Here is a 22,445-nt window from a genome sequence, read left to right as displayed (position 1 = left end):
CGCCCGTCTACGAACGCAGCGCCGACGGCGCGACGCCCAGCCAGCGCTGGAAACTGCGCCGCATGTTCTCCGTATCGCCGAACCCGCACTCGTTCGCCACGCGCTGCAGCGATGCCGCACCGCTTTCCAGCGCGGCGCGGGCGGCTTCCACGCGCAGTTTCTCGACGGCCTTGGCCGGTGTGAGGCCGGTTTCCGTCTGGAACGCCCGCGCGAATTGACGCGGGCTCATGCACGCCTGCTCGGCCAGGTCGCTCACGCGCAAGCGCGCACCGAGATTGCGGCGAATGTAGTCGAGCAACGGCTGGAAGCGCCCTTGCGCGCTGTCGAGTTCGATCAGCGCCGAGAACTGCGATTGCCCGCCGGGGCGCCGGTAGTACACGACCAGCCGTTTCGCGACCGCGCGCGCGAGCCGCTCGCCGCGATCCTCGCCGATCAGCGCGAGCGTCAGGTCGATGCCGGCCGCGATGCCGGCGCTCGTCCAGAACGGCCCGTCATTCACGTAGATGCGGTCGAGCGCCAGCCGCACCTGCGGAAACGCCTGCGCGAAGCGCTCGCCGCAGCCCCAGTGCGTGGTCGCGAGCCGGCCGTCCAGCACGCCGGCCGCGGCCAGCAGCAGGCTGCCCGAACAGACGCTCGCCACGCGGATGCCGCGCGCCGCGCAGCGCCGGACGAACGCGCATGCCGCTTCGTCGGCCATCGCGGCATCGACGCCGTCGCCGCCCGCGACCAGCAACGTATCGAGGTCCGCCGCGTCCGGCAACGGCTCGGCGTGCCAGCTCACGCCCGACGAACTGCGCACTAGCCCGGGCTGCGCCGCGACGACGTGAACCGAGTAATACGGCGTGCGCGCGTAGTCGGCCATCTCGAACGCGGCAATGGGCCCGGCAGCATCGAGCAACTGGAAGCCGGGATACACGAGCATGGCGACGCGATGGGGCATGGCAGAAAGTGCGGGAGAAATGACATTGCGACGGACGGCGCGCGGCCCGATGCTACAGGCCGTTCATGTCTTCGGGAGATCGTGATGGCCACCGCACCGTTCATCGTCGTATTCGCATTGTTCGATCATGTCACGCAGCTCGATTTCACCGGGCCGGACGAAGTGTTCTGGCGTCTGCCGGGTGCCCGGATTCACCGGGCCTCGGTGCGCGGCGGATCGATTCGCGCGGACAGCGGCCTGATCCTTGCGGAGGTCGAACGGCTCACCGACATCGCGCACGCCGATCTCGTCTGCGTGCCGGGCGGGCTCGGCGTGATCGACGCGATCGCCGACGATACGTTCGTCCGCGAAGTGCACCGGCTCGCGCTCGGCGCCCGCTATGTTACCTCCGTGTGCAGCGGGTCGCTGGTGCTCGGCGCGGCCGGATTGCTGCAAGGCCGGCGGGCCGCCTGCCACTGGGCGTGGCGCGACCTGCTGCCGTCGTTCGGCGCGATCGTCGACGACGGCCGCGTGGTGCGTGACGACCCGGTCATCACGGGCGGCGGCGTCACCGCCGGCATCGACATGGCGCTGTCGGTGATGGCCGATATCGCCGGCCCGGAATACGCACAAGCGGTACAGCTCGGCATCGAATACGCGCCTGAGCCGCCGTTCGACTGCGGACGTCCTGAGCGGGCCGCGCCGGACGTTCTCGCGTCGGTGTCCGCGCTGTTCGAGCGCGTGCGGCCCGACCGTCATGCGGTCGTGGCGCGAGTGGCGCAGAAACTCGCGCAGCCGGACGCTGACCGACAGGCGTCGTGACGACGCGCGGCCAGCTTCTGCCCGATCGGCACGACGCCGTTACTTCTCCGCCGCGAACGCGCTCGACATCTGCCGCGCCCGCTTCACGTCGTCGCCATGCAGGTAAATCGACGTCGTCGAAATCGACGCATGGCGCAGGTTGTCGCGCACGGTCGTCAACTCCGCGCCGCGCGCCAACGCGTGCGTCGCATGCGTATGACGCATCCAGTGCGGGCTGGCCTGCCGCAGCTTCTGCGCGAGCGCGGGGTTGTCGGCCTCGACCTGATCGGCCGTCTGCGCGAAGAAACGCTGCATCACCTTCCACAGCCGCACGCTCGTGATCGCGGCCGCACCGTCTTCCGCGAGGCTTGGGATCAGCGGCGTGTCGGGCCGCCAGCGCGACGGCGTGACCGGCAGCCGGCGGGCGACCAGGAAACGGTCGAGCCCCGTGCGCGCAAGCGGCGGCAGCGCGACGCGCGCGGCCTTGCTGCCCTTGCCGATCACCTTCAGCCACGCGTCGCCGTGCGCATCGGTCTCGATGTCGCCGAGCGTCGCGCCGACCAGCTCGCTCGCGCGCAGCCCGGTCGCATAGCCGAAATCGAGAATGAAGCGCAGGCGTTGCGCGGCAGCCGGCGTCCAGCCCGACTGCGGCGCGGCCGGCGTGCCCTTGCGGAACTCGAGCCCGTCGGCGATCGTGCGCACGAGCAGCCACTCGCCTTCGGTGAACGCATGCGACGTGTCGAGTGCGTTCGGGCCGCGCGTGTCGCGCACCTTGACGCCCGCGAACGGATTCGCGAGCAGGTAGCGCTGCTCGATCAGCCAGCGGAACAGCGCGCCGAGCACCGACAGCGTGTAGGCGGCCGAGCGCGCGGACAGCGCACCCGAGAACGGCCGCCAGTCGGGCGCACTGCGCGGCCGCACGGGCCCGACCCAGCGCTCGTGCGGTGTCGGGCGCCGCACGAACGCGCGATACGCGACCGCATCCTCGGTCGTCAGCGACGACAGCGCGCGGCCGCGCTCGACGATCGCCCACAGGATCAGCCGCTCGGCTTCCTTCCGGTACGCCCGCCGCGTCGCGGCCGATTCGTGCAGCGACAGCCACGCATGCACGGCCGCGTAATCGTTGTCCGCATCGAGCGTGCTGGTCGCGCGCGGCGCGAGGAACGTGCCGGCCGAGCCGTCGACTTCGTGCGGCAGCTTCAGTTGCTCCCACGGCACGATGGCGCCGCGCGGCGTCGCCGCGATCAGCGCGCGCGCCCGTTCGGTCAGCGCCGGATGCGCGGCGAAAAACGCCTCGATGTGCCGCGCACTGGCCACGCCGAGGCCCGCGATCGCACGCCACCACTGGCGCCGGCGCGGAATCCGCACCGTGAGATCGGCGAGCGTCGCGATCCCGTGCGCACGCAGCGCGCCGACTGCACGCGCGGGCAGCCACAGGCCGACGTCGTCGCTGATCTGCGGGACCGGCGCACGCGCATGACGCAGCAGGCCGATCGCTTCGGCTGCCGCCTTCGCTTGCTGCAGACGCTCACCGTCGGCATGACCGAGCCGCTCCGCGAGATCGGGCCGGCCCGCCTGCCGCGCGACGCGCACGAGGCGGCGGCGAATGCCGCCAATCACGCCGCGTGCCGACCGCCCTTCGCCGAGCCGATCTGGCAAGTAACGCTCGACCGCCTGGCGCACGGTCATGCCCGCGTACCACGCACGCAGCGCGGCCAGTTCGTCGGCATCGGGAAAGCCTGCGGGCGCAGGTGTGGAATCGGAGGAAGGCGGTAAGGCGAGGCGCGGTTTCATGACCGCGAGTTTGACAGAAGCGCGCGCGATCGGGTACGTCGCGCGCAGGGTTCCGGACGAGATACGCGTTCACACGCAGGACGCCCGACGCGCCCTGCTATGCTGCGCGCTGCATTCCCGCGTCATCCGTCCGCCGCTTCTTCACATCACGTTGCGACGGGCGGGTTCCGCGTTGAATTGCGCTGGACGATCCGGCCATCCGTATCGGCATGCGCAGCCGGATATCAAAGGCTGCGTGGGTCGTCCAATGCATTTCCGGCCGTCGGTCAATCACGCCTTTACCAACAAGAACCGCCATTCCATGACATCCCGCCTTGTCGCCGCGCTCGTTGCCGCGGCCTTGAGCTGCACCGTGCTGCCCGCCGCCTACGCACGCACCTACGTCGCGCCGACCGCGTCGTTCGGAACCGGGGCTTACGTTCACCGGTTCGTGCTGCGCGACGCCGTCACGCACCGGCCGCTGCCGAATGCGCGCTACCGGCTGCTGCTGCCCGGGCAGGCGATCGCGGGGCTGCCGCCTCATGAAAAAGGCGGTGAAAGCGTCGTGTTCGGCACGACCGATGCCACCGGACGCACGGTGCGGATCCGCCTGCCCGCCCGTCATCCCGAGCATGAGTGGGCGCTTCAGCCCATCGTCGGCGAAGGCGACATGGGCGGAACGTTCCGCGTAGTCGACATCGATACGGGGCGACCCTACGGCCATTACTCGTACGTACTCGACGTGACGGGCGCCTACCTGGCCTGCGGGCAGATCGACGCCAACGGCTATACCGTCTTCGCGCAATCGCACGAGGACCGCAAGCTCTGGTTGCACCCCACGGTATTGCGCATCCCCACGGACACCGACTGGTGCGCAGGGCCCGCCACGAACATCGCCAACAGTGCCGGCAATCCGGGCGTGCCCGACCTCTACACGCAGTACCTCGGCAGCCTGGTCGCCGACGGCCAGCATCTCGGCCGGGCACTCCGGCAACAGATCGCGGCCAAGATGGTCGCGCTGGCGATTGCCGAACGGGACGAAGGCCGCATCGACACTGCGCTCGATGTGGGCAATTTCACGGATCGCATGTTGAACACGGTCGGTTACGACCTCGTCAATGCCGGCCTGAAGATCGATCGTGCGGTGGCGATGATCGATGCGCGCCTCGCGAAATCGCCGAACGACGCGTATGCGCTCGACAGCAAGGGCTGGGCACTGTATCGCCTTGGTCGCAACGACGACGCGCTGACGTGGTTCGACCGGTCGATCGCGATCTTCGCGAAGGACGGCGACATCGACAAGGATGCGCGCGAAGCCTATGCAAGCGGGCTGGCGCACAAGGGTGAAGTGCTGTGGAAGCTGGCGCGCCGGGATGAAGCGCGCGAGGCGTTCGCGCAGGCGCGGCAGGTTCAGCCGGAGAACGCCGACCTGGCGGAGACGTTGAAGCGCCTGGCGATACCGCTCGGGCAGGATGGCGCGAAGGCGCCGGGTACGGCAAGCGAATAGCCGGCGATGCGAGCGGGCACGCAAGCGGATGCCTAGCGCTGCAGCGGCTGTCGCGGGGCGCGGGGAGCGCCGCGGCCGGCCGTGCCCGGCACCTTTACCGGACGAGGCCGGCCACGCGCGCTTCCGTCACTCCTCGCCCTTCGCGCCCGGATTGAGCATCACGACGAAGCCGGCCACGCCGACCACCAGCGCGATCGCGCCGCCGCGCAGCGCCATCGTATTGTCGAACAGCAGCCCCGACACGACGGCCATCATCCCCGCGAGCGACACGAACACCGCGATCGCCGCGACGACGATCCGGGACTGGCGGCGAATCATCGCGCGCGCCGCGTCAAGCCGCCGCGGCGGCGGCCGCTACGTCGTGATCGTCGCCGCGAATCAGCAGCACCGGGCACTTCGAGCCGCGCACGAAGCGCTCCGCGACGCTGCCGAGCAGCACGCGCCGGATCCCGCGCCGCCCGTGCGTGCCGACCACCGCGAGATCGATCCCGCCTTCCTTCACGTAGCGCTGCAGGCGCTCCGCGATGTCCTCGCCGATGCTTTCGGTCTCGACGAGTTCGGCCTCGCCCTTCGCGCCGGCCAGCGCGATGATCTGCTCGGCTTCGCGCAGCACCTTGCGCCCGTCGTCGCGGATCTCCTCGACCAGTGCGTGCGGATCGAAACGGCCCGCGTAAGTGAACAGCACCGACTTGTCCACCACATACACGACGCTGACGTGTGCGTCGCCGGCCAGCGCGACCTTCACTGCCTCGGCAAGCGCCTGTTTCGACGAAGCGCTGCCGTCGACGGCCACCATGATCTTCTTGTACATGCGAACCTCGCTGGGGTGAGTTGCCACGCGTCTGGTCGCGCGGCCTTGTCACCATCATCGGCGGATGGCGGGTTCGAATGTTGATGGCGATCAAGACCCACCGGCGGGCGTCCGTGCGGCAAAGCGTCGCGACGTGATGCCGATACCGCTCGCTTGCGGCAAGGTCGCCAACCTGCCCGACACGGAAGCCGAAGCAGCGGTATCGAGCGGTCATCGTGCCGAAAGCGCTATCATCGAATGTGCGACTTTCGTCCGGCCCTTTTTTGCCGGCCCACTTTCAACTCGCTCAACCGACATGACAACGACTACCGAACGCGTGGACGGCGCCGCCCAGCATCTCGTCGCCGCCCGCCATGCCGGCTCGCCCGGCCCGCTGCTGCCCGATGCGCTGCGCCCCGAGAACGTCGAGACCGCCCTCGCGATCCAGCAGCGCGTGGCCGACCTGCTCGGCGAACCCGTCGGCGGCTGGAAATGCGCGCTGCCGCCGCCCGACCGCGTGATCCTCGCGCCGATCTTCGCGTCGACGATCCGCGAGGCCGATGCGCCGTACCGCGTCGTCGGCGGGCCGATCGTGCGGATCGAGCCGGAAATCGCGTTCGTGCTCGATCGCGACCTGCCCGCGCGCGAACAGCCGTACGACGATGAGGACGTGCGCGACGCGATCCGCGAAGTGCGCATCGTGCTCGAAGTGCTCGGCTGCCGCTATGCGGAGCCCACGCGCGCGTCGAAGTTCGAGCTGCTGGCCGACGGGCAATTCAACCAGGGGCTGTGTGTCGGCCCGGTCGTGCCCGACGGGCTGAACGTGCCGCTCGAGACGCTGGCGCTGTCGTTCGAAGGCGCACTGAACCGCACGATCGACGGCCGCCATCCGGATGGCGATCCGCTGAAGCCGCTGGTGTGGCTCGTCAATTTCCTCGCGTCACGCAGCGACGCCGTGCGCGCCGGGCAGATCGTGACGACCGGTTCGTACGCGGGCGCGATCGACGTGCCGCTCGGCGACGCGCTGACGGTGCGCTTCGGCGAACTCGGCAGCCTGTCGGTGACGTTGACGGCGTGATGCGTGTGGTGGGTGGGAGCGGTTGCGCTGAGCGCTGACGCGCAGCTACGCCTGCGCCGTCGTGCCGACCGACCCAGCGTGATAACGTTGCACATCATCGCGTCCACCACACCACCACACTCCAACCCCGGGCACGCGCATCGCCTTCAAGCCGATACCGACCATGTCGCTGACACCGCTTCCCGCCCTGCTCGACGAAACCCTGCGCACCGTCGCGCGCCGCTACCGGCTGCCGCCGCTCGACAGCGCGCTGTCGCCGGCCGACGCCGCGAGCCCGGCCGCCACGCTCGCGATCGTGATCGAGGAAGCGCGTCGGACGCGAAGCGACGGACAGATGCCCGACGCGGCGCTGCAGCAGCGCTTCATCGACGCCCTCGCGCGGATGATCCGCGATGCGATGGACACGCACGCCGGCGATCCCGCCTTTCAGGCCGCGGTGCTGCGGCACGATGCGCCGACCGTGCGCGAATACGCGTCGTTGTCAGCGCACGCCGAGCAGGACCGTCGCGCGCTGCACTCGGCCGTCAACGCGATCGCGCACCCGGCCAAGCTCGAGCGCAGCGCCCGCCCCTGGCAACGCGACGGGCTCGCGCGGCTGCATGCGGCCGCCACCGCCGCGTCGTGGGGCGACCTGCACGACACGCTACGGCACCTGCTCGCGCTGCCCGACATGGCGACCGACGCCGCGTTCGAGCAGGACATCGTCAAGCTGAAAGAAAGCCCCGCGCTCGAACGCCTGCTGCGCGTCGACGCACTGGCATCGGACGAGCACGTGCGTCGCTACCGGGCGCTCTGGGTGCGCCAGGGCCCGCTCGAAGGCAGCACCGTCGCCGTCGCGCAAGGCGTCGCGTCGCAGCAGCGCGGCGCGGCCGTCGAAGCGCTGGCCGCGCAGGCGCTCGACGCGCTGGCGCGCCGGCTCGACGCCGTCGACGCCCGCCGCACGTACCGGGTGGTGACGTCGATGCGCGTGCCGTCATCGATTCCGGGCCGCCACGATCGCGCGAAAACCGAATGGGACGCGATCCTGCTCGAACGCACGCGCGGCGATGACCCGGCGCCCGCGTGGAACGTGCGCTTCCTCGTCGAAGCGAAAGCATCCGCGGATGCCGCGACGACCGATCTGCCGCGGCTGCTGCGCGGCCTGAACCTGCTCGCGCAGGCCGATCCGGACACGCTCTATGCGTTCGAAACGCACCAGGGCACGGTGCGCGTGCACGGCGCGTCGCTGCGCGCGCTGACGACCGACGAAGCGACGCTGCCGCGCGAAGTGCTCTATTGCTGCGATGCGTCCGCGGATGCAACGCCACGCCTGCTGGGTGCCGCGAGCCGGATGCAGTTGCTGTCCGCACAGGCGAGCCTCGAATACGCGAGCGCGCTCGCGCAGCGGCCGGATGCCGATCCGGGCGGCCTGGGTGTGGTCTGGCACGCGCTGCTGATGCTGCCGCAATGGCATGCGGTGCTGCACCAGTACCCGTCGTTGCGGCAGGTGCGCGAGCTGATGGTCGCGATCGACGACTTGCGGGCCGCGATCGACGATGTGGCCGACGACGGCGTCGCCAGTAGCGTATACGCGTGATGCAGGTGCCGGCTCGCACCGGCCATCGACACGACTTGCCGGCCTGCGCGCACCGGTTGCCGCCGAACCCGGCCGCAGCGCGCACCCGCGAAATACGTGCATGCAGTGCGGTACGATACGCGCCGGGGCGAAACGCCTCACCTGAGAGACCCGGCCGCTGCGGCCCCCTACCCGGCACAAAAAGAAATGCCTAAAAGCCCCATGCTGCACCGCCACCTGTTCGCCGCGCTGGCGGCCAGCCTGTTCTGGATTCCTGTTGCCCATGCCAGCGGCGACGACGGCTGCTATTCACCGACCACGCTCCGGCAGACCACCTACTCGTGCGCCAACGTGCCGATGCTGAGCCCGGCCAACGACACACGCATCAACGCGATGCTGATGATGGTCGACAGCGCCAAGGTCGCGCAGGCGTTTCCCGACCCGAAGACGATCCCGGCGAAAGACCGGATCCACCAGATCATCGTGCCGTTCCCGATGGACTTCTCCGGATGGATCTACATCGGGCAGAAGGAGCCCGACAAGACCGGCGGCGCAACGGATGCCGAAACGCCGTCGAACCAGTACGCCGACGGCGAAGGCAGCATCTGCCGCAGCATGGCCTCGGGCGCCGACGCGTTCAACGACGCACTGGGCAGTGCCGGCGGCCTCCCCGCCGATGAAGCCGCGCGCCTGCGCGCAGCACGCGCCGACATCGCGCAGAAGACCTGCGCCGCCGGCGGCGCGAGCGCCGCGTGGACGAAACCGCCGGTCAAGTCGCCGCTCGGCCAGCAGTTCGCCGCATACCTCGACGGCACGAACGCGTTCTACCGCGCCGACTTCCTCACCGCGACCCGTGCGTTCGCGAGCGCGTCGCACAGCGCGAACCCGTGGCTGAAGGAAACCGGGCTCTACATGGCCGGGCGCGCGCAGCTGAACGCCGCGCAGGCCAACGTGTTCGACCACGACAGCCCCACGCCGACGCGCGGCCGCGTGACGAAGGTGTCGCTCGACGCCGCGAATACGGTGTTTCGCACTTACCTGAAGGTGTACCCGCAGGGGCGCTATGCGACTTCCGCAAACGGGCTGCTGCGGCGGGTCGCGTGGCTCGGCGGGAACGTCACGCAGCAGGCCGACCTGTACGGCCACGCGCTCGCGCGCTGGTCGCCGGCGACGTCGAACGTGCCGCTGATCCAGCTGGCGAACGAACTCGACAGCAAGCTGCTGTTCGGGTCGGAATTCGACGCGAGCCAGATCCAGTCGCCGACCGTGCTCGCGACCGTCGACCTGCTGCGCATGCGCACGTCGGACAGCAGCGATTCGAGCCGCAAGCCGTTGACGCTGGACGACCTGCAGGCGCAGAAGCCGCGCTTCGCGAACGCGCCCGCGCTCTACGACTACCTGCTCGCCACCTGGTACGTCCAGATCGGGCACAAGCCGGACGCCGCGCTCGCGCTGCTGCCGCAGACGCCCGCGGAGCCGCTCGACTACTTCGGCCTGAGCCAGCAGGCGTTGCGCGGGTTCGCGCTGGAGGATAGCGGCCAGTCCGACAAGGCCCGCCAGCTGTGGCGCGACCTGATCCCGCTCGCGAAATTCCGCTTCCAGCGCGAGGCGCTCGAACTCGCGCTCGCGATCAACCTGGAGCAGGCCGGGCTCGTCAACGACGCGTTCGCCGACGATTCGCCCGTGCAGAACATCGCGATCCGCGCCGTGCTGCTGCAACGTTCGGCCAATGCGGACCTGCTGCGCGCGCAGGCGCAAAGCCAGGCGGCCGGCGGCGCGCTGCGCGACACCGCGCTGTACACGCTGCTGTACAAGGAACTCACGCGGTCGCACTACGCCGAGTTCATCGCGGATGCCGCGCTGGTGTCCGGCAAGCCGGCCGATCCGCTGAAGCCGTTCATCGCGGCCGGCGCCAAAAACGAAGACGGTTATGCGTGCCCGTCCGCGCACGACATCGCCACGGTGCTCCAGCAGAGCCCCGCCGATGCAAAAGGGCTGAACTGCCTCGCCGATTTCGTGCGCCTTCACCCGCCCGCACCCGGCGTCGAAAGCGATCCGGTGCCGATGTGGATCCGCAACGCAGCGACGAAGGCCGCCACGGGCATCCCGTCGACGCTCGGCGCGGGGCCGTCGCAGTTCGACGGCAAACCGTACGAGCGGATGTCGAGCTACGTGACGGTGATGGCCGACGCGCAGGCGAACCCGAACGACCGCGCCTACGCGTACTACCGTGCGATCAAGTGCTATGCGCCGGGCGGCACCAACGAATGCGGCGGCAAGGACGTGCCGAAGAACGTGCGCAAGCGCTGGTTCGATACGCTGAAGGCGAGCTACGCGGGCAGCCCGTGGGCGCAGAAGCTTCGCTACTACTGGTAAGCGCCGCGTGAAGCGCATCGCGCGCCTCGCGTGCATCGCACTGCTGCTGGCCGGACGCGTCGCACTGGCCGGCACCGTCGACGCCGCGCGGTACGACGCGTTCTGGTTGTGGGCAGGCGTGAAGCCGCAGGCGGTCGTGCACGGCGCGCGCACCGTGTACGTGCTGCAAGGGCAGATCGAGGCGTCGCCGCGGGACGAGTCGCAGGTCCGCGTGATCGCGCAGGGCGTGGCATTTCCGCCCGCGCCGCAGGCACGCGTGTGGCTCGTCTATCGCGCGCATACGCTGCGCTGGACGCCGCGCGTCACGCAGATCATGCTCGCGCAGCTCACGCGCTGGCGCGCGTCGGGCCGCACGATCACTGGCGTCCAGATCGACTTCGATGCGCGCACGCGCCACCTGCAGGATTACCTCGCATTCCTGCGGTCGCTGCGCGACACGCTGCCCGCCGACTATCGGCTGAGCATCACCGGGCTGCTCGACTGGAGCAGCCGCATCGATACCGACCAGGTCAACCAGCTCAGGGGGATCGTCGACGAAGTGGTCGTGCAGACCTACCAGGGCCGCCGCACGATCCCCGACTATGTGGATTACCTGCCGCGCGTCGCGCGGCTGCAGTTGCCGTTTCGCATCGGCATCATCCAGGGCGGCGAATGGGACGCGCCGCCGTACCTCGCGACGAACCCGTGGTTCCGCGGCTACGTCGTGTTCCTGCGCAACGGCTGACAGGACTCCCGCTGTCAATCGGGATCGCTTACGCGACACCCGCGATCGTGCTGCCGAGCCCGGCGAGCGCAATCACGAGCAGCGCGCCTGCCGACGAAGCCGTGATCCATCGCTGCTTGCGATGAATCAGCGGATGGTTGATCGCGGCCATGTAGCTGGTCAGGATCGTGAAATCGACTGCGATCCACAGGGCGGCCAGGATCGCCAGGCTCACGCGTGAATCCGGCGTGATGCCGACGAACTGCGGAAAGAACGCGACGAAGAACAGCAGGTCCTTCGGATTCGCGATGCCGACGAGAAAGCCGCGCACGACGCCCGGCAAGCCGCGCGCCTGCGACGCTGGTTCTCCTTCCCGCGCGTCATTGCCGTCGCGCGTGCGGCCGGCGCGCCATTCGCCGAGCAGCGTCCGGATGGCCAGCACCGCGATGAACACGCACCCCGCCACGTGCAACCCGGTCAACAGACGCTCGCTGACGAGCACGACGCCGAACACCATCAGCATCGCCCCCGCGATCATCACGAGGCTCGCGGCATTCGCGCCCACCGCGGTCAGCATCCCCTGGCGGAAGCCGCGCCGCGCGACGGTGCCGACCACGAGCATGACGACCGGGCCGGGCGTCGCGATGAGCAGCACGATCGCGGCGAGATAGGCGAACAGCAGCGGGTAATGAAGTGCCATGACAAAAAGTTGTTGGGTGAATGGACGCGCGTGCCCGCCGCGGTGGCATCATCGTGCTTCAGCGCACGGGAGTGCACGGCTTTCCGAAGTATTGCGTACCCTGCGCGCTGTTGAAAAACGGAAAATCCTGCCGGATGACATGAGTTTTATTCCTGCTCAAAACCCATGAAGGCCAAACCGCTCCCGCCTGTCTACGCGCTGCGCGCGTTCGAAAGCGCCGCGCGCACCGGCTCGTTTACGCTGGCTGCCGAGGAACTGAGCCTCACGCAAAGCGCGGTGAGCAAGCACGTGAGGACGCTCGAGGCGTACTTCGGCCGGAAGCTGTTCGTCCGGCATGGCCCGAAAATGACCGTGACGGCGGAAGCGCACATCCTCGCGTCGGGCCTGCGGCGCGGCTTCCGGCAGATCGAGGAAGCCTGCGTGCTGTTCCGGTCGCAGCGCGACGTGCTGCGGCTTAAGGCGCCGTCCACACTCACGATGCGCTGGCTGCTCGACGCACTGGCCGCGTTTCGCGCCACGCGGCCCGCGTTCGAGGTGCAGATCGCGAGCGTGTGGATGGACGTCGATACCGTCGATTTCTTCAGCGAATCCTACGATTGCGCGATCCTGCTCGGCGCAGGCAAGTTCGGCGAGGCCACGCAGTGCGTGAAGCTGTTCGACGAATGGCTGATTCCGGTGTGCTCGCGGGCGACCGCGACGGTCGCACGCACGAATCCGGCGGCGTGCGAGCTGATCCACCCGTCACCCGACCGGCGCGACTGGCGCCGCTGGCTCAAGGGCAGCGGGCATGATCTCGACGTGGACATCACGCGCGGGCAGGTGTTCGACATGCTCGAACAGGGGATCGCGGCGGCGATTGCCGGCCACGGCATCTCGATCGGCGATCTCGCGCTGTGTGCGACGGCCATCGACGAGAAGCAGCTCGTGCTGCCGTTCAAGACCGCCGTCAATACGGGGGACGCGTACTACCTCGTCTGGCCGGAAGACTCCGCCAAGGCCACGCAGGTGCGCGACCTACTCGCGTTCCTGGAGTGCCGGATGCCGCGCCTGACGTTCCCGGGCATCCGCTTCAACGGTCCGGGCCAGGGCCCGTGATCCGGCCGCGTGGCCGGCGGCGCGACGGGCGCAACCGCGCGCCGCCGGCCCGCAATGGCGGCGCAGCCCGCCGAAGCGGGCCCGCGCCAACCCTGTTACGCCTGCACGAAAGCCAGCAGGTCGGCGTTGAGCACGTCCGCGTTGACCGTCAGCATCCCGTGCGAGTAGCCCGGGTACGTCTTCAGCGTGCCGTTCTTCAGCAGCTTGATCGACTTCAGCGCGGCATCCGCGATCGGCACGATCTGGTCGTCTTCGCCATGCAGCACGAGCGTCGGGACGGAGATCGACTTCAGGTCTTCCGTCTGGTCCGTTTCCGAAAACGCCTTGATGCCTTCGTAATGCGCCTTCGCGCTGCCTTCCATCCCCTGTCGCCACCAGTTGCGGATCACGCCCTGATGCACGGTTGCACCTTCGCGGTTGAACCCGTAGAACGGGCCGCTCGGCACATCGAGGAAGAACTGCGCGCGATTGTCGGCGAGCGCTTTGCGGAAGCCGTCGAACACCTCGATCGGCAAGCCTTCGGGGTTCGCTTCGGTTTTCAGCATCAGCGGCGGCACCGCGCTGACCAGCATCGCCTTCGCGACGCGGCCGGCCGGCTCGCCGTGCTTCGCGACGTAGCGCGCCACTTCGCCGCCGCCGGTCGAGTGGCCGATGTGCACCGCATTGCGCAGGTCGAGCGCTTCGACGACCGCGAACGCGTCCGCCGCGTAATGATCCATGTCGTGGCCGTCCGACACCTGCGCCGACCGGCCGTGGCCGCGCCGGTCGTGCGCCACGACGCGATAGCCCTTCTGGACGAAGAAAAGCATCTGCGCGTCCCAGTCGTCCGAGGACAACGGCCAGCCGTGATGGAAGACGATGGGCTGCGCGTCCTTCGGGCCCCAGTCCTTGTAAAAGATCTCGACGTGATCCTTCGTAGTGACGTATGGCATCGCGATGACTCCTGTGAGGTGGATGAACGGCGCACTGGCCGGCAGCCATTATCGGACAGGTTTGTTAAACGAGGATGCCAAGTTGCGAACGACCGTCGACGATGTCGACGACGTGGCCGAACCCGCTACGGGCGAACGATCGTGCGGGGCCGCGCGTCAACCATCCGTCGACACCGTCACGGCCTCCCACGCGCGAATTTCCGCGTCCAGCGCCGCCAGCTTGCCGCGTACCAGCCGCAGCGCATCGCTGCCGAGCAGCAGGTGCGCGGGCGGATGGTCCGCCGCGATCGCCGCGAGCATCGCCCGCGCGGCCTTCGCGGGATCGCCCGGCTGCTTGCCGCTCCTCTCTTCGCGCGCCTGGCGGATCGGGTCGAACAGCGCGTCGTAGTCGGCGATCGAGCGCGGCGTGCGCGCCATCGAGCGGCCGGCCCAGTCGGTGCGGAACGAACCCGGCGCCACGGCCGTCACCGCGATGCCGAACGGCGCCAGCTCCTTGCCGACGGTTTCGGTAATACCTTCCAGCGCGAACTTGCTGCCGCAGTAGTACGCGATGCCCGGCATCGTGATGTGGCCGCCCATCGACGTGATGTTCAGGATGTGGCCACGCCGCCGTTCGCGCATGTAAGGTATGACCGCCTTCATCATCGCGACCGCGCCGAACACGTTCACGTCGAACTGCCGGCGCATCTCCGCGAGCGGCGCCTCTTCCATGATCCCTTCGTGCCCGTAGCCGGCGTTGTTCACCAGGACGTCGACGGGCCCGACGTTCGCCTCGATTTCCGCCACGACGCCGTCGATGCGGTCGAAGTCGGTCACGTCGAGCACCCGCGCGAACGCCTGCGGGGACAGCGCTTCGAAATCCTGCGCCGCCTGCGCGCTTCGCACGGTGCCGACCACCGTGTAACCGGCCGCGAGGGCCTCCTGCGCGAGCGCGCGGCCAAAGCCGCTGCTGACGCCGGTAATGAGCATGAGCTTGCCGGATGCCATGTGAGCTTCTCCCGAATGTCGATTGGAGCATGCATACTAGTCTGACGAACCCCGTCGAATAAGCCCGATTCCGCTGATTTTCTTGCACAAAACTATGAGCGCCGATCCCATTCCTGCCCGATCCCCGTCGCTGCCGCCGCGCGACCGGAAGCGCCTGGTGGCGCTGCTGCGCACGCTGGCACCCGACGAAGGCTACAACCTGACGGCGCTGCCGAGCGTGCGCGTCCTGCGTTCGAACCGCGCGCTGTCGCGCACGCCGGTGCTGTACGACCCGGGCATCGTGATCGTGTGCCAGGGCAGCAAGCGCGGTTACTTCGGCGGCGAGCGCTACCTGTACGACGAACATCACTACCTGGCGGTGTCCGTGCCCGTGCCGTTCAGCATGGAAACCGACGCCACGCCCGAGCGCCCGCTGCTCGCGCTGTATCTGCACCTCGATTTCACGATGGCCGCCGAACTCGCGGCGCAGATCGACCGCGAAGGGACGGCGGAGCCCGTGCAGGCGCCCAGGAGCATGATGTCGACGCCGATGGATGAAACGATGCACGCGTCGGTGCTGCGTTTCGTCGACGCGTTGCACCGGCCGCTCGACGCCGCGGTGCTCGGCCCGGCCCTGCTGCGCGAGCTGTATTTCCGCGTGCTCACCGGCGCGCAGGGCAGCGCGATGCGCAGCGCGCTGGCGATGCGCGGGCAGTTCGGAAGGATCGGCCGGTCACTGCGCGTGATCCATGCCGATTACGCGCAGCCGCTCGACGTGCCGCAACTGGCCGACGCAGCCGGCATGAGCGTGCCGAGCTTTCACAGTCACTTCAAGGCGATCACGCAGGTGTCGCCGATGCAGTACCTGAAGTCGACGCGGCTGCATCAGGCGCGCTTGCTGATGGTGCGCGAGGACCTGACGGCGGAGGCAGCCGGCTACGCGGTCGGCTATGCGAGCCCGTCGCAGTTCAGCCGCGAATTCAAGCGCCTGTTCGGCCTGACGCCGGCCAAGGAAACGCAGCGCATGCGCGACAGCTTCGCGATTCCGGAAGCCTTCGACGATGCGCCGTTCGTGTCGTCGCATTGACGTGCGTCGGCGTGCGACCGTCCCGCATGCCGTCAACGCATGGCATCGCGTACCAGAGCGGCGAGCGATCTCAGGATGAGCGCCGTCACGCCCCAGATGTCCTGCGCCTGCTCCGCCCAGTACCATGCGCCTACGCGTTCGCCGTCCGTGTATTGCCGCAGCAGATCCGGATTCAGTAGCACGGCGAACGGAAACTCGAAGATCTCCGCGACCTCCGCGGGCGCCGCCTCCCATTTCGCTGTTTCCGGCACGATGCCGATCACGGGAAAGATCGCGTGATTGCGCTTTCTGGTTTTGTGGATCGGCAAGCTGCCGGCCACGCGAACCGCGTCAGGCGCGAGGCGGATTTCCTCGAATGCCTCGCGCAAGGCGGTCGTGCCGATATCGCGGTCGGACTCGGCCGGGCGCCCGCCCGGAAAACTCACATGCGACGAGTATTCGCTGAGGTCCGACGCGCGCAGGGTCAACAGGATCGTCGGCTCGCGCCGCGCGACGATCGCGACCAGCACCGCCGAGAATTTCCACTGGCCATCGTTGTCCGCGAGGCGTTGCTTCGCGGTCGGCCAATCGGTATCGGCAGGGATGCCGTGGCCTTCGACGCCACGGACGATCGCGTCCAGGAGCGGTTGGGGCGAGCCGGTACTCACCTGAGCGCCACCAGTATTCGAAGCGCTTTCGTCAGATTCCATGTCTTCCCCTTCCACGCTTGAACCTGCACGTTGCGGATAGTTGAACGATCAAATCGAATCTCCGTCGGCCAACCGGAGAACCCCGATCATGCATGAATTGCGGACAGCCCGTATGCCGCCCCTTCATCGCATCTTGCGGGCACAATGACGCATTGCATCACGACGGCATGCCGCCGCTCTGCCGCGAGCCGTCGATAAACGTGCCCCCTCGGTCCGTCGACTGCCGAACCCACACGAGATTCAAATGCCTTCCTACGCCTTCCGCCTGCTGAACGTATTCGCCGAATCGACTTTCGGCGGCAACCCGCTTTGCGTATTCGACGATGCGCGCGGCATGGACGACGCGACCATGCGGGCGCTCGCGGTGCAGTTCAACCTGTCCGAAACGACCTTCGTGCTGCCGTCGGAGCGTGCCCATGCGCGGGTTCGCATTTTCACGCCGGGCCATGAAATGGCGTTTGCCGGCCATCCGACGCTCGGCACCGCGCATGTCGTGCGCGACCTGCAGGGTGCGGGCCACGCGCTCGCGCTCGAATTCAAGGCGGGCGTGGTCGACGTGAGCGCGCATGACGACGTGTGGACGTTCACCGCGCCGCACGCAGGCATGCCGAAGACGGCGCCGTGCGAATTGTCCGACGCCCGAATGGCGACCTTGCTGGGGCTCGCGGAAGACGATCTGCTCACGTCGCCGATCTGGGTCGACACCGGCGCCGACCAGTTGCTGGTCGCGCTCAAGGATCCCGCCGCCGTGCGCCGCGCGCAGCCCGACAGCGTCTGCCTCGATATCTGGCCGACCAGCAGCCTCGGCCGCAAGACCGCCTACGTCTTCGCGTTCGATGCCGAGCGCCCGGGGACGGTGGTGTCGCGCTACTTCTTCGTGAAGCAAGGCAGCGTCTCGGAAGACCCGGGCACCGGCTCGGCCTGCGCAAACCTGGGCGGGTGGCTGCTTGCGATGCAGCGTGACCTGCCGGCCGCGTTTCAGGTCGAACAGGGGGACGCTATCGGCCGGCCTTGCCGGTTGCGGTTGTCGGTCAGTGCGAGCGGCGAGATTGGCGTGGGTGGCCGCGTGATCGAACTCGGGCGCGGCGTGGTCAACCTGTAGCGGAGACGATCCGGGCCTCGCCCCGCTCATCGCGCCCCCACCCGCCACACCGTCACTTCGTGCAGCGTCTCGCCGGGCTTGAGCACCGTCGTCGGGAATGCCGGATGATTCGGCGAATCGGGAAAATGCTCGGCCTCCAGCGCGAACGCATCGGTTTGCCGATAGACCGTCCCGCCCTTGCCCGCGACGCTGCCGTTCAATCCGTTGGCCGTATAGAACTGCAGCCCCGGCTGCGTCGTGTACAACTCGAGAAAACGCCCCGACGCCGGGTCATAGGCGCGCGCGGCAAACGCCGGCGCCGGCTGGCCGCCCTGGTCGAGCACCCAGTTGTGGTCGTACCCATGTGCCATGACGAGCTGCGGATCCGCGTCGCGCAAATGCGCACCGATCGGCGTCAGCTGGCGCAGATCCATCGGCGTACCCGCCACGCTCGCCAGTTGACCGGTCGGAATCGACGTATCGTCGGTCGGCGTGAAGCGCGAGGCGGCGATCTCGATCAGTTGCCGCTCGACGCTGCCGCCGGCGTGCCCGGCCAGATTGAAGTAGCTGTGGTTGGTGAGGTTGACGACCGTATCCTTGTCGGTCGTGGCGCGATAGTCGATGCGGATCTGGTTGTCACGCGTCAGCGTGTAGGTCACGTCGGTCGTCAATGTGCCGGGAAAGCCGTTCTCGCCGTCGGGGCTCACGTAGCGCAGCGTGACGCTCGAACCGCTCGCGTCGCTGTGCGTACCGGTGACCGTCCATACCTTCGCGTCGAAACTGCCGGGGCCGCCGTGCAGCGTGTTCGGCCCGTCGTTGACCGGCAGCGTCCACGTCCTGCCATCGAGCGGGAACCGCCCGCCGGCAATGCGGTTCGCATACCGGCCGATCAGTGCGCCGAAATGGATGTTGCCGTTGTGCGCTTCGTAGTCGTGCAGCGAATCGAAGCCGAGCACGATGTCGGCAACGTGGCCGGCACGGTCCGGCACGTCGAGCGAGGTCACGATAGCGCCGTACGTGATGACTTTCAGCGTCACGCCGCGCTGGTTCGCCAGCGTGTACTGGCTCACCGGCTGCCCGGTCGCGGTCGTTCCGTCATCCGCGCGGCTGATCGAGACGTCGGGCGCCGCCGAGGCGAAGTCCGCGGACAGCGCGAGCGCCCCGACCGCCCAGATCGCGAGCAGCGGGTAGCGCCGCCAGATTCGTTTCATGGCAACCTCCGATACGGTGCAATCCCTGCGCGTGAGCAAGCGGCATGCCTGCTCGCGGCCACGTTTGCTATGCTGCGCGCATCGCCTGCCCGAGCCGATCGCCGCCATGAACGCCCTCGATCCCGATATCGCGCGCACGCTGCGTGCCGCCTGCGACGCCTGCTTCGGCACGACGGCCGTGTGGCGGCTCATTGAACGCGCGTACGGCGAGCCGCAGCGCTTCTATCACACGCTCGCCCATCTGGCGGAACTGTTCGCGCACCTCGCGCCGTATCGTGAGGACCCGCTGTGGCCGGCCATCGAGCTCGCCGTGTGGGCGCACGACATCGTCTACGCGACGACGCTGCCGGCGTATGCGGACAACGAAACGCTCAGCGCGCAATGGCTCGCGCAGCTTACGCACGCGCATTGCGACGCAGCGTGGTTGCATGCGCATGCATCGCACGTGTCCGTGGCCCGCGACCTGGTGCTGGCGACGAAGTCGCACCGGCTGCCTGACAGGTTCGCCGTCGATCCGGAATTGCAGCGCGCCGCGCAAATTTTTCTCGACGCCGATCTCGCGATCCTCGCGGCCGCACCCGACCGGCTCCGTGAATACGACCGCGCGATCGCGCGCGAGTGGGCGCAGGATCCCGATGCGCCGTCGGCAGCCTTCCGCGCCGGCCGCAGGCAGGCGCTCGAACATCTGCGCGCGCAGGCCCCGTTGTTTCGATCGGCAGAATTCGCGCCGCTCGAGCCGCACGCGCAACGCAATCTCGACATGCTGATCGGCTTTTACGCATAAGCACGCTGCGCTCAGCGTCTGCTGCACATTCGAATGGGCGCGCGCCTGGCAGGTTCGATTGCCCGGGGCAACGGCCCACCCGCCATCACGGAAACCTGCCCCGCCCCGCATCGCGACGCTCAGGTATTGTCCGCGCGCCAGCGGCGAGGGCTGACGCCGGTCAGGCGCGTGAAGGTCCGCGAGAAGTGACTCTGATCGGCAAAACCGCACGCGTCGGCAATCATGCTCAACGGCAGGTTCGGATTGCGCATCCACTCCTTCGCCCGTTCGACGCGCTGCACGATGAGCCAGCGATGCGGCGGCAGCCCGGTCGTCTGATGAAACGCCTTCACGAAATGGCTGCGAGACAGGCCGCATGCGCTCGCCACGTCGGCCAGCCCGAGGTTGCCGTCGAGATGCTCGAGCAGGAGCTCCTTCGCACGGCGCGCCTGCGACGGCGTGAGTTTCCCGTACGTCTTTTCCCGTCGCTCGCTGACACCGCCATAACGGTGGGCCACGTGCGCCTGGAACGCGAGCCCGACGTGATCGATGAAGATCTGCGATGCCTGATCCGGCCGTGCGAGTGCGGGCAGCAGCGACTGGCCGAGCGAATGGATGACCGGATCGTGCGCGCTCAGGTGGGCGGCAGGTAGAGCCGCGGCCGCTGCCGGCCGCCGATGTCGTCCACCGTTTCCTCGAGCAGCGGGCGCGGCATGTGGAAATGCAGGCAGTCGAACGCGCCCTTCAGATCGGCCACCCAGTTGCGGTCGAGATCGTGAATCGTGACCGTGCCCGCACCGTACGGGACGAACGGCGCGCGGCGGCCGTCGAGCCACAGATCCTGTTCGCCGAACGGGCGCAACTGCAGCACGATGAGATCCGAATTCTCCAGTTCATAAGGCGCGGTGAGTCCGCTGTTGCGCCGCAGCGTCTTCAGCCGGACGATGCCGACCTGCCCCTTCGGCAACGCTTGCGCGACGATGGTTTGCCTGACATCGGCCGGGATGAAATCGGAAGAAGCATTGTCCGGCTGGGGGCAGTCATGAATGGAGGCGTGCAATGAACGACGACGCGCGTCAGTCTAGCAAAGCACGATGAGGCGCGCTGCCCTCGCGCGGCACGCGCTGGTATGATGCGCCAGCCGCCCCTACCGGAACTCGCGATGAAGCTGTCATTCGAAGCGCTCGAAGCACTGGATGCGATCGACCGTACCGGCACGTTCGCCGAAGCCGCGGAACTGCTGCATCGCGTGCCGTCCGCCCTGACCTATCTGGTTCAAAAACTCGAGAGCGATCTCGGCGTCATGCTGTTCGACCGCAGCGGACGACGCGCGAAGCTCACGCACGCGGGCCGCATCGTCGTCGAGGAAGGCCGGCGGCTGCTGCATGCGGCCGAACAGCTGGAGATGAAAGCGCAGCGCGCGCAGGAAGGCTGGGAAACCGAGGTCCGCATCTGTGTCGACGAGATCCTGCCGTTCGATGCGATGTGGCCGTTCGTGCACCGGTTCTATGCGCTCGAGATGGACACGCGGCTGCGGCTGTCGACCGAAGTGCTCGGCGGTGCGTGGGATGCGCTGATCTCGCGCCGCGCGGATCTCGTCGTCGGCGCCGCCGGCGCGCCGCCCGAACTGCCGAACATCATCGCGCGCCCGATCGGCGCGCTGAAACACGTGTTCGCCGTTTCACCGACCCACCCGCTCGCCGCGCTTCCCGAGCCGCTGTCGATGGCAACGGTCGTCCAGTATCGCGGCGCGGTGATCAGCGATACGTCGCGCGAGTTGCCGCCGCAATCGGTTGCGATCGATGCGGGCCAGCCGACCCTCGCCGTGCCGACGCTCGCGGCCAAGCTCGATGCGCAATGCGAAGGGCTGGCGGTGGGCACGCTGCCGGAATGCCTCGCCGCCCGCGCGATCGCCGACGGCAAGCTCGTCGCCCGCCGCGTGACCGGCATGCGCGACACCACGCATTGCTATCTCGCGTGGCGTAGCGACGAGGCGGCCGTGCACTCCTTTGGTGGGTCGAGCAACTCGATCGCCCCGACCTCGTCGATCGCCTTTTGCAGCTCGCTGATCGCGTTCGGCGCCGGCGAACGTCACTGCCCCGCGTCAGAACGATCGAATCGTGCACGCGTTTCATTTCCTTCTCGAGCCACGCGATCAGGCTGAATGACGCGTGCGCCTTCTCGACCGGCGGGATCATCATCCTTTCCTCGGTCGCGATGTGCTCGGTCACCGATTCGCACATCAGCCTGCCGAGCTCCGGCTTCCTGCGGATCAGCGCCGACAGGTCGTCGCTGCGCAGCTGCAGGACGGCCATCGCGGTCACCGCATGCACGGTCGCATGCAGGCGCGTGCCGGCCAGCACGACCGATTGCCCGATCGCGTCTCCAGGCGCCATGCGCCGCACCTCGACCTCGCCCG

22 protein-coding genes and 1 pseudogene are annotated in these 22,445 nt (G+C 68.4%); 12 read left to right on the top strand and 11 right to left on the bottom strand.

What is annotated here, in order from left to right; genetic code table 11:
• Window positions 1-7 precede the first annotated feature (7 nt).
• On the bottom strand, window positions 8-940 hold the full coding sequence (locus CFB34_RS34175; RefSeq protein WP_089444110.1) for a GlxA family transcriptional regulator: 933 nt from the start codon (window positions 938-940) through the stop codon (window positions 8-10).
• A gap of 84 nt (window positions 941-1,024) precedes the next feature.
• Between CFB34_RS34175 and CFB34_RS34170 the strand changes: the two genes are divergently transcribed.
• On the top strand, window positions 1,025-1,741 hold the full coding sequence (locus CFB34_RS34170; protein WP_089444109.1) for a DJ-1/PfpI family protein: 717 nt from the start codon (window positions 1,025-1,027) through the stop codon (window positions 1,739-1,741).
• 39 nt (window positions 1,742-1,780) lie between these two features.
• Here the strand turns inward: CFB34_RS34170 and CFB34_RS34165 are convergent, their stop codons facing one another.
• Complete coding sequence (locus CFB34_RS34165) at window positions 1,781-3,514, bottom strand: site-specific integrase (protein WP_089444108.1); 1,734 nt, start codon at window positions 3,512-3,514, stop codon at window positions 1,781-1,783.
• Here CFB34_RS34165 and CFB34_RS34160 point away from each other — a divergent pair.
• Entirely contained in the window at window positions 3,513-5,000 is a 1,488-nt protein-coding gene (locus CFB34_RS34160; protein ID WP_242808747.1) for a tetratricopeptide repeat protein, read from the top strand. The two genes, CFB34_RS34165 and CFB34_RS34160, sit on opposite strands and share 2 nt — an antisense overlap.
• Before the next feature lie 126 nt (window positions 5,001-5,126).
• Here the strand turns inward: CFB34_RS34160 and CFB34_RS34155 are convergent, their stop codons facing one another.
• Complete coding sequence (locus CFB34_RS34155) at window positions 5,127-5,318, bottom strand: DUF2964 family protein (RefSeq protein ID WP_071336349.1); 192 nt, start codon at window positions 5,316-5,318, stop codon at window positions 5,127-5,129.
• 13 nt (window positions 5,319-5,331) lie between these two features.
• On the bottom strand, window positions 5,332-5,811 hold the full coding sequence (locus tag CFB34_RS34150) for a universal stress protein (protein ID WP_089444106.1): 480 nt from the start codon (window positions 5,809-5,811) through the stop codon (window positions 5,332-5,334).
• Between the two features lie 295 nt (window positions 5,812-6,106).
• On the opposite strand from CFB34_RS34150, the gene CFB34_RS34145 reads away from it, so the two are divergent.
• The 4 genes from CFB34_RS34145 (at window position 6,107) to CFB34_RS34130 (ending at window position 11,523) form a co-directional block, all read left to right on the top strand.
• On the top strand, window positions 6,107-6,868 hold the full coding sequence (locus tag CFB34_RS34145; protein WP_089444105.1) for a fumarylacetoacetate hydrolase family protein: 762 nt from the start codon (window positions 6,107-6,109) through the stop codon (window positions 6,866-6,868).
• A gap of 163 nt (window positions 6,869-7,031) precedes the next feature.
• On the top strand, window positions 7,032-8,444 hold the full coding sequence (locus CFB34_RS34140) for a 3-deoxy-D-arabino-heptulosonate 7-phosphate synthase (RefSeq protein WP_089444104.1): 1,413 nt from the start codon (window positions 7,032-7,034) through the stop codon (window positions 8,442-8,444).
• A 186-nt stretch (window positions 8,445-8,630) separates the two neighbouring features.
• Window positions 8,631-10,799 (top strand): hypothetical protein, encoded by a 2,169-nt coding sequence (locus CFB34_RS34135; protein ID WP_089444103.1) that lies wholly within the window; start codon window positions 8,631-8,633, stop codon window positions 10,797-10,799.
• 16 nt (window positions 10,800-10,815) lie between these two features.
• Window positions 10,816-11,523, top strand: coding sequence for a DUF3142 domain-containing protein (locus CFB34_RS34130; RefSeq protein WP_089444213.1), 708 nt, complete (start codon window positions 10,816-10,818; stop codon window positions 11,521-11,523).
• A 28-nt stretch (window positions 11,524-11,551) separates the two neighbouring features.
• Here CFB34_RS34130 and CFB34_RS34125 read toward each other — a convergent pair whose 3' ends face one another.
• Window positions 11,552-12,202: a LysE family translocator gene (locus CFB34_RS34125; protein WP_089444102.1), complete on the bottom strand. Its 651-nt coding sequence runs from the start codon at window positions 12,200-12,202 to the stop codon at window positions 11,552-11,554.
• Window positions 12,203-12,367: 165 nt separating this feature from the next.
• Between CFB34_RS34125 and CFB34_RS34120 the strand changes: the two genes are divergently transcribed.
• Window positions 12,368-13,297 (top strand): LysR substrate-binding domain-containing protein, encoded by a 930-nt coding sequence (locus CFB34_RS34120; protein WP_089444101.1) that lies wholly within the window; start codon window positions 12,368-12,370, stop codon window positions 13,295-13,297.
• Between the two features lie 95 nt (window positions 13,298-13,392).
• Here the strand turns inward: CFB34_RS34120 and CFB34_RS34115 are convergent, their stop codons facing one another.
• Window positions 13,393-14,229, bottom strand: coding sequence for an alpha/beta hydrolase (locus CFB34_RS34115; RefSeq protein WP_089444100.1), 837 nt, complete (start codon window positions 14,227-14,229; stop codon window positions 13,393-13,395).
• 156 nt (window positions 14,230-14,385) lie between these two features.
• Window positions 14,386-15,216 (bottom strand): oxidoreductase, encoded by an 831-nt coding sequence (locus CFB34_RS34110; RefSeq protein WP_089444099.1) that lies wholly within the window; start codon window positions 15,214-15,216, stop codon window positions 14,386-14,388.
• Between the two features lie 94 nt (window positions 15,217-15,310).
• On the opposite strand from CFB34_RS34110, the gene CFB34_RS34105 reads away from it, so the two are divergent.
• Window positions 15,311-16,282: an AraC family transcriptional regulator gene (locus CFB34_RS34105; RefSeq protein ID WP_089444098.1), complete on the top strand. Its 972-nt coding sequence runs from the start codon at window positions 15,311-15,313 to the stop codon at window positions 16,280-16,282.
• Between the two features lie 32 nt (window positions 16,283-16,314).
• On the opposite strand, the gene CFB34_RS34100 is transcribed toward CFB34_RS34105, so the two are convergent.
• On the bottom strand, window positions 16,315-16,971 hold the full coding sequence (locus CFB34_RS34100) for a CoA pyrophosphatase (protein WP_089444097.1): 657 nt from the start codon (window positions 16,969-16,971) through the stop codon (window positions 16,315-16,317).
• Window positions 16,972-17,215: 244 nt separating this feature from the next.
• Between CFB34_RS34100 and CFB34_RS34095 the strand changes: the two genes are divergently transcribed.
• Complete coding sequence (locus CFB34_RS34095; RefSeq protein ID WP_089444096.1) at window positions 17,216-18,073, top strand: PhzF family phenazine biosynthesis protein; 858 nt, start codon at window positions 17,216-17,218, stop codon at window positions 18,071-18,073.
• 26 nt (window positions 18,074-18,099) lie between these two features.
• Here CFB34_RS34095 and CFB34_RS34090 read toward each other — a convergent pair whose 3' ends face one another.
• On the bottom strand, window positions 18,100-19,263 hold the full coding sequence (locus tag CFB34_RS34090) for an aldose epimerase family protein (protein WP_089444095.1): 1,164 nt from the start codon (window positions 19,261-19,263) through the stop codon (window positions 18,100-18,102).
• A gap of 106 nt (window positions 19,264-19,369) precedes the next feature.
• Between CFB34_RS34090 and CFB34_RS34085 the strand changes: the two genes are divergently transcribed.
• Window positions 19,370-20,047, top strand: a complete 678-nt coding sequence (locus tag CFB34_RS34085; protein WP_089444094.1) for a hypothetical protein — start codon at window positions 19,370-19,372, stop codon at window positions 20,045-20,047.
• A 119-nt stretch (window positions 20,048-20,166) separates the two neighbouring features.
• On the opposite strand, the gene CFB34_RS34080 is transcribed toward CFB34_RS34085, so the two are convergent.
• Together CFB34_RS34080 and CFB34_RS34075 are read right to left on the bottom strand one after the other, a co-directional pair.
• Window positions 20,167-20,544 carry an AraC family transcriptional regulator gene (locus tag CFB34_RS34080; RefSeq protein ID WP_242808746.1) on the bottom strand — a complete coding sequence of 126 codons (378 nt, stop codon included), beginning with the start codon at window positions 20,542-20,544 and terminating at the stop codon, window positions 20,167-20,169.
• A gap of 116 nt (window positions 20,545-20,660) precedes the next feature.
• Window positions 20,661-21,086, bottom strand: coding sequence for a hypothetical protein (locus CFB34_RS34075; RefSeq protein WP_242808745.1), 426 nt, complete (start codon window positions 21,084-21,086; stop codon window positions 20,661-20,663).
• A gap of 102 nt (window positions 21,087-21,188) precedes the next feature.
• On the opposite strand from CFB34_RS34075, the pseudogene CFB34_RS34070 reads away from it, so the two are divergent.
• Window positions 21,189-22,078: pseudogene (locus CFB34_RS34070) on the top strand (LysR family transcriptional regulator); the annotation flags it as partial.
• A 119-nt stretch (window positions 22,079-22,197) separates the two neighbouring features.
• Window positions 22,198-22,445: hypothetical protein (locus CFB34_RS34065; protein WP_242808814.1), on the top strand; the 248-nt coding region annotated here is incomplete at its 3' end.

Origin of the sequence: Burkholderia sp. HI4860, assembly GCF_002223045.2 — a bacterium.
Classification (GTDB): domain Bacteria; phylum Pseudomonadota; class Gammaproteobacteria; order Burkholderiales; family Burkholderiaceae; genus Burkholderia.
The sequence above is the reverse complement of the archived record's forward strand: the minus strand, read 5'-3'. Positions and strand labels throughout refer to the sequence as shown.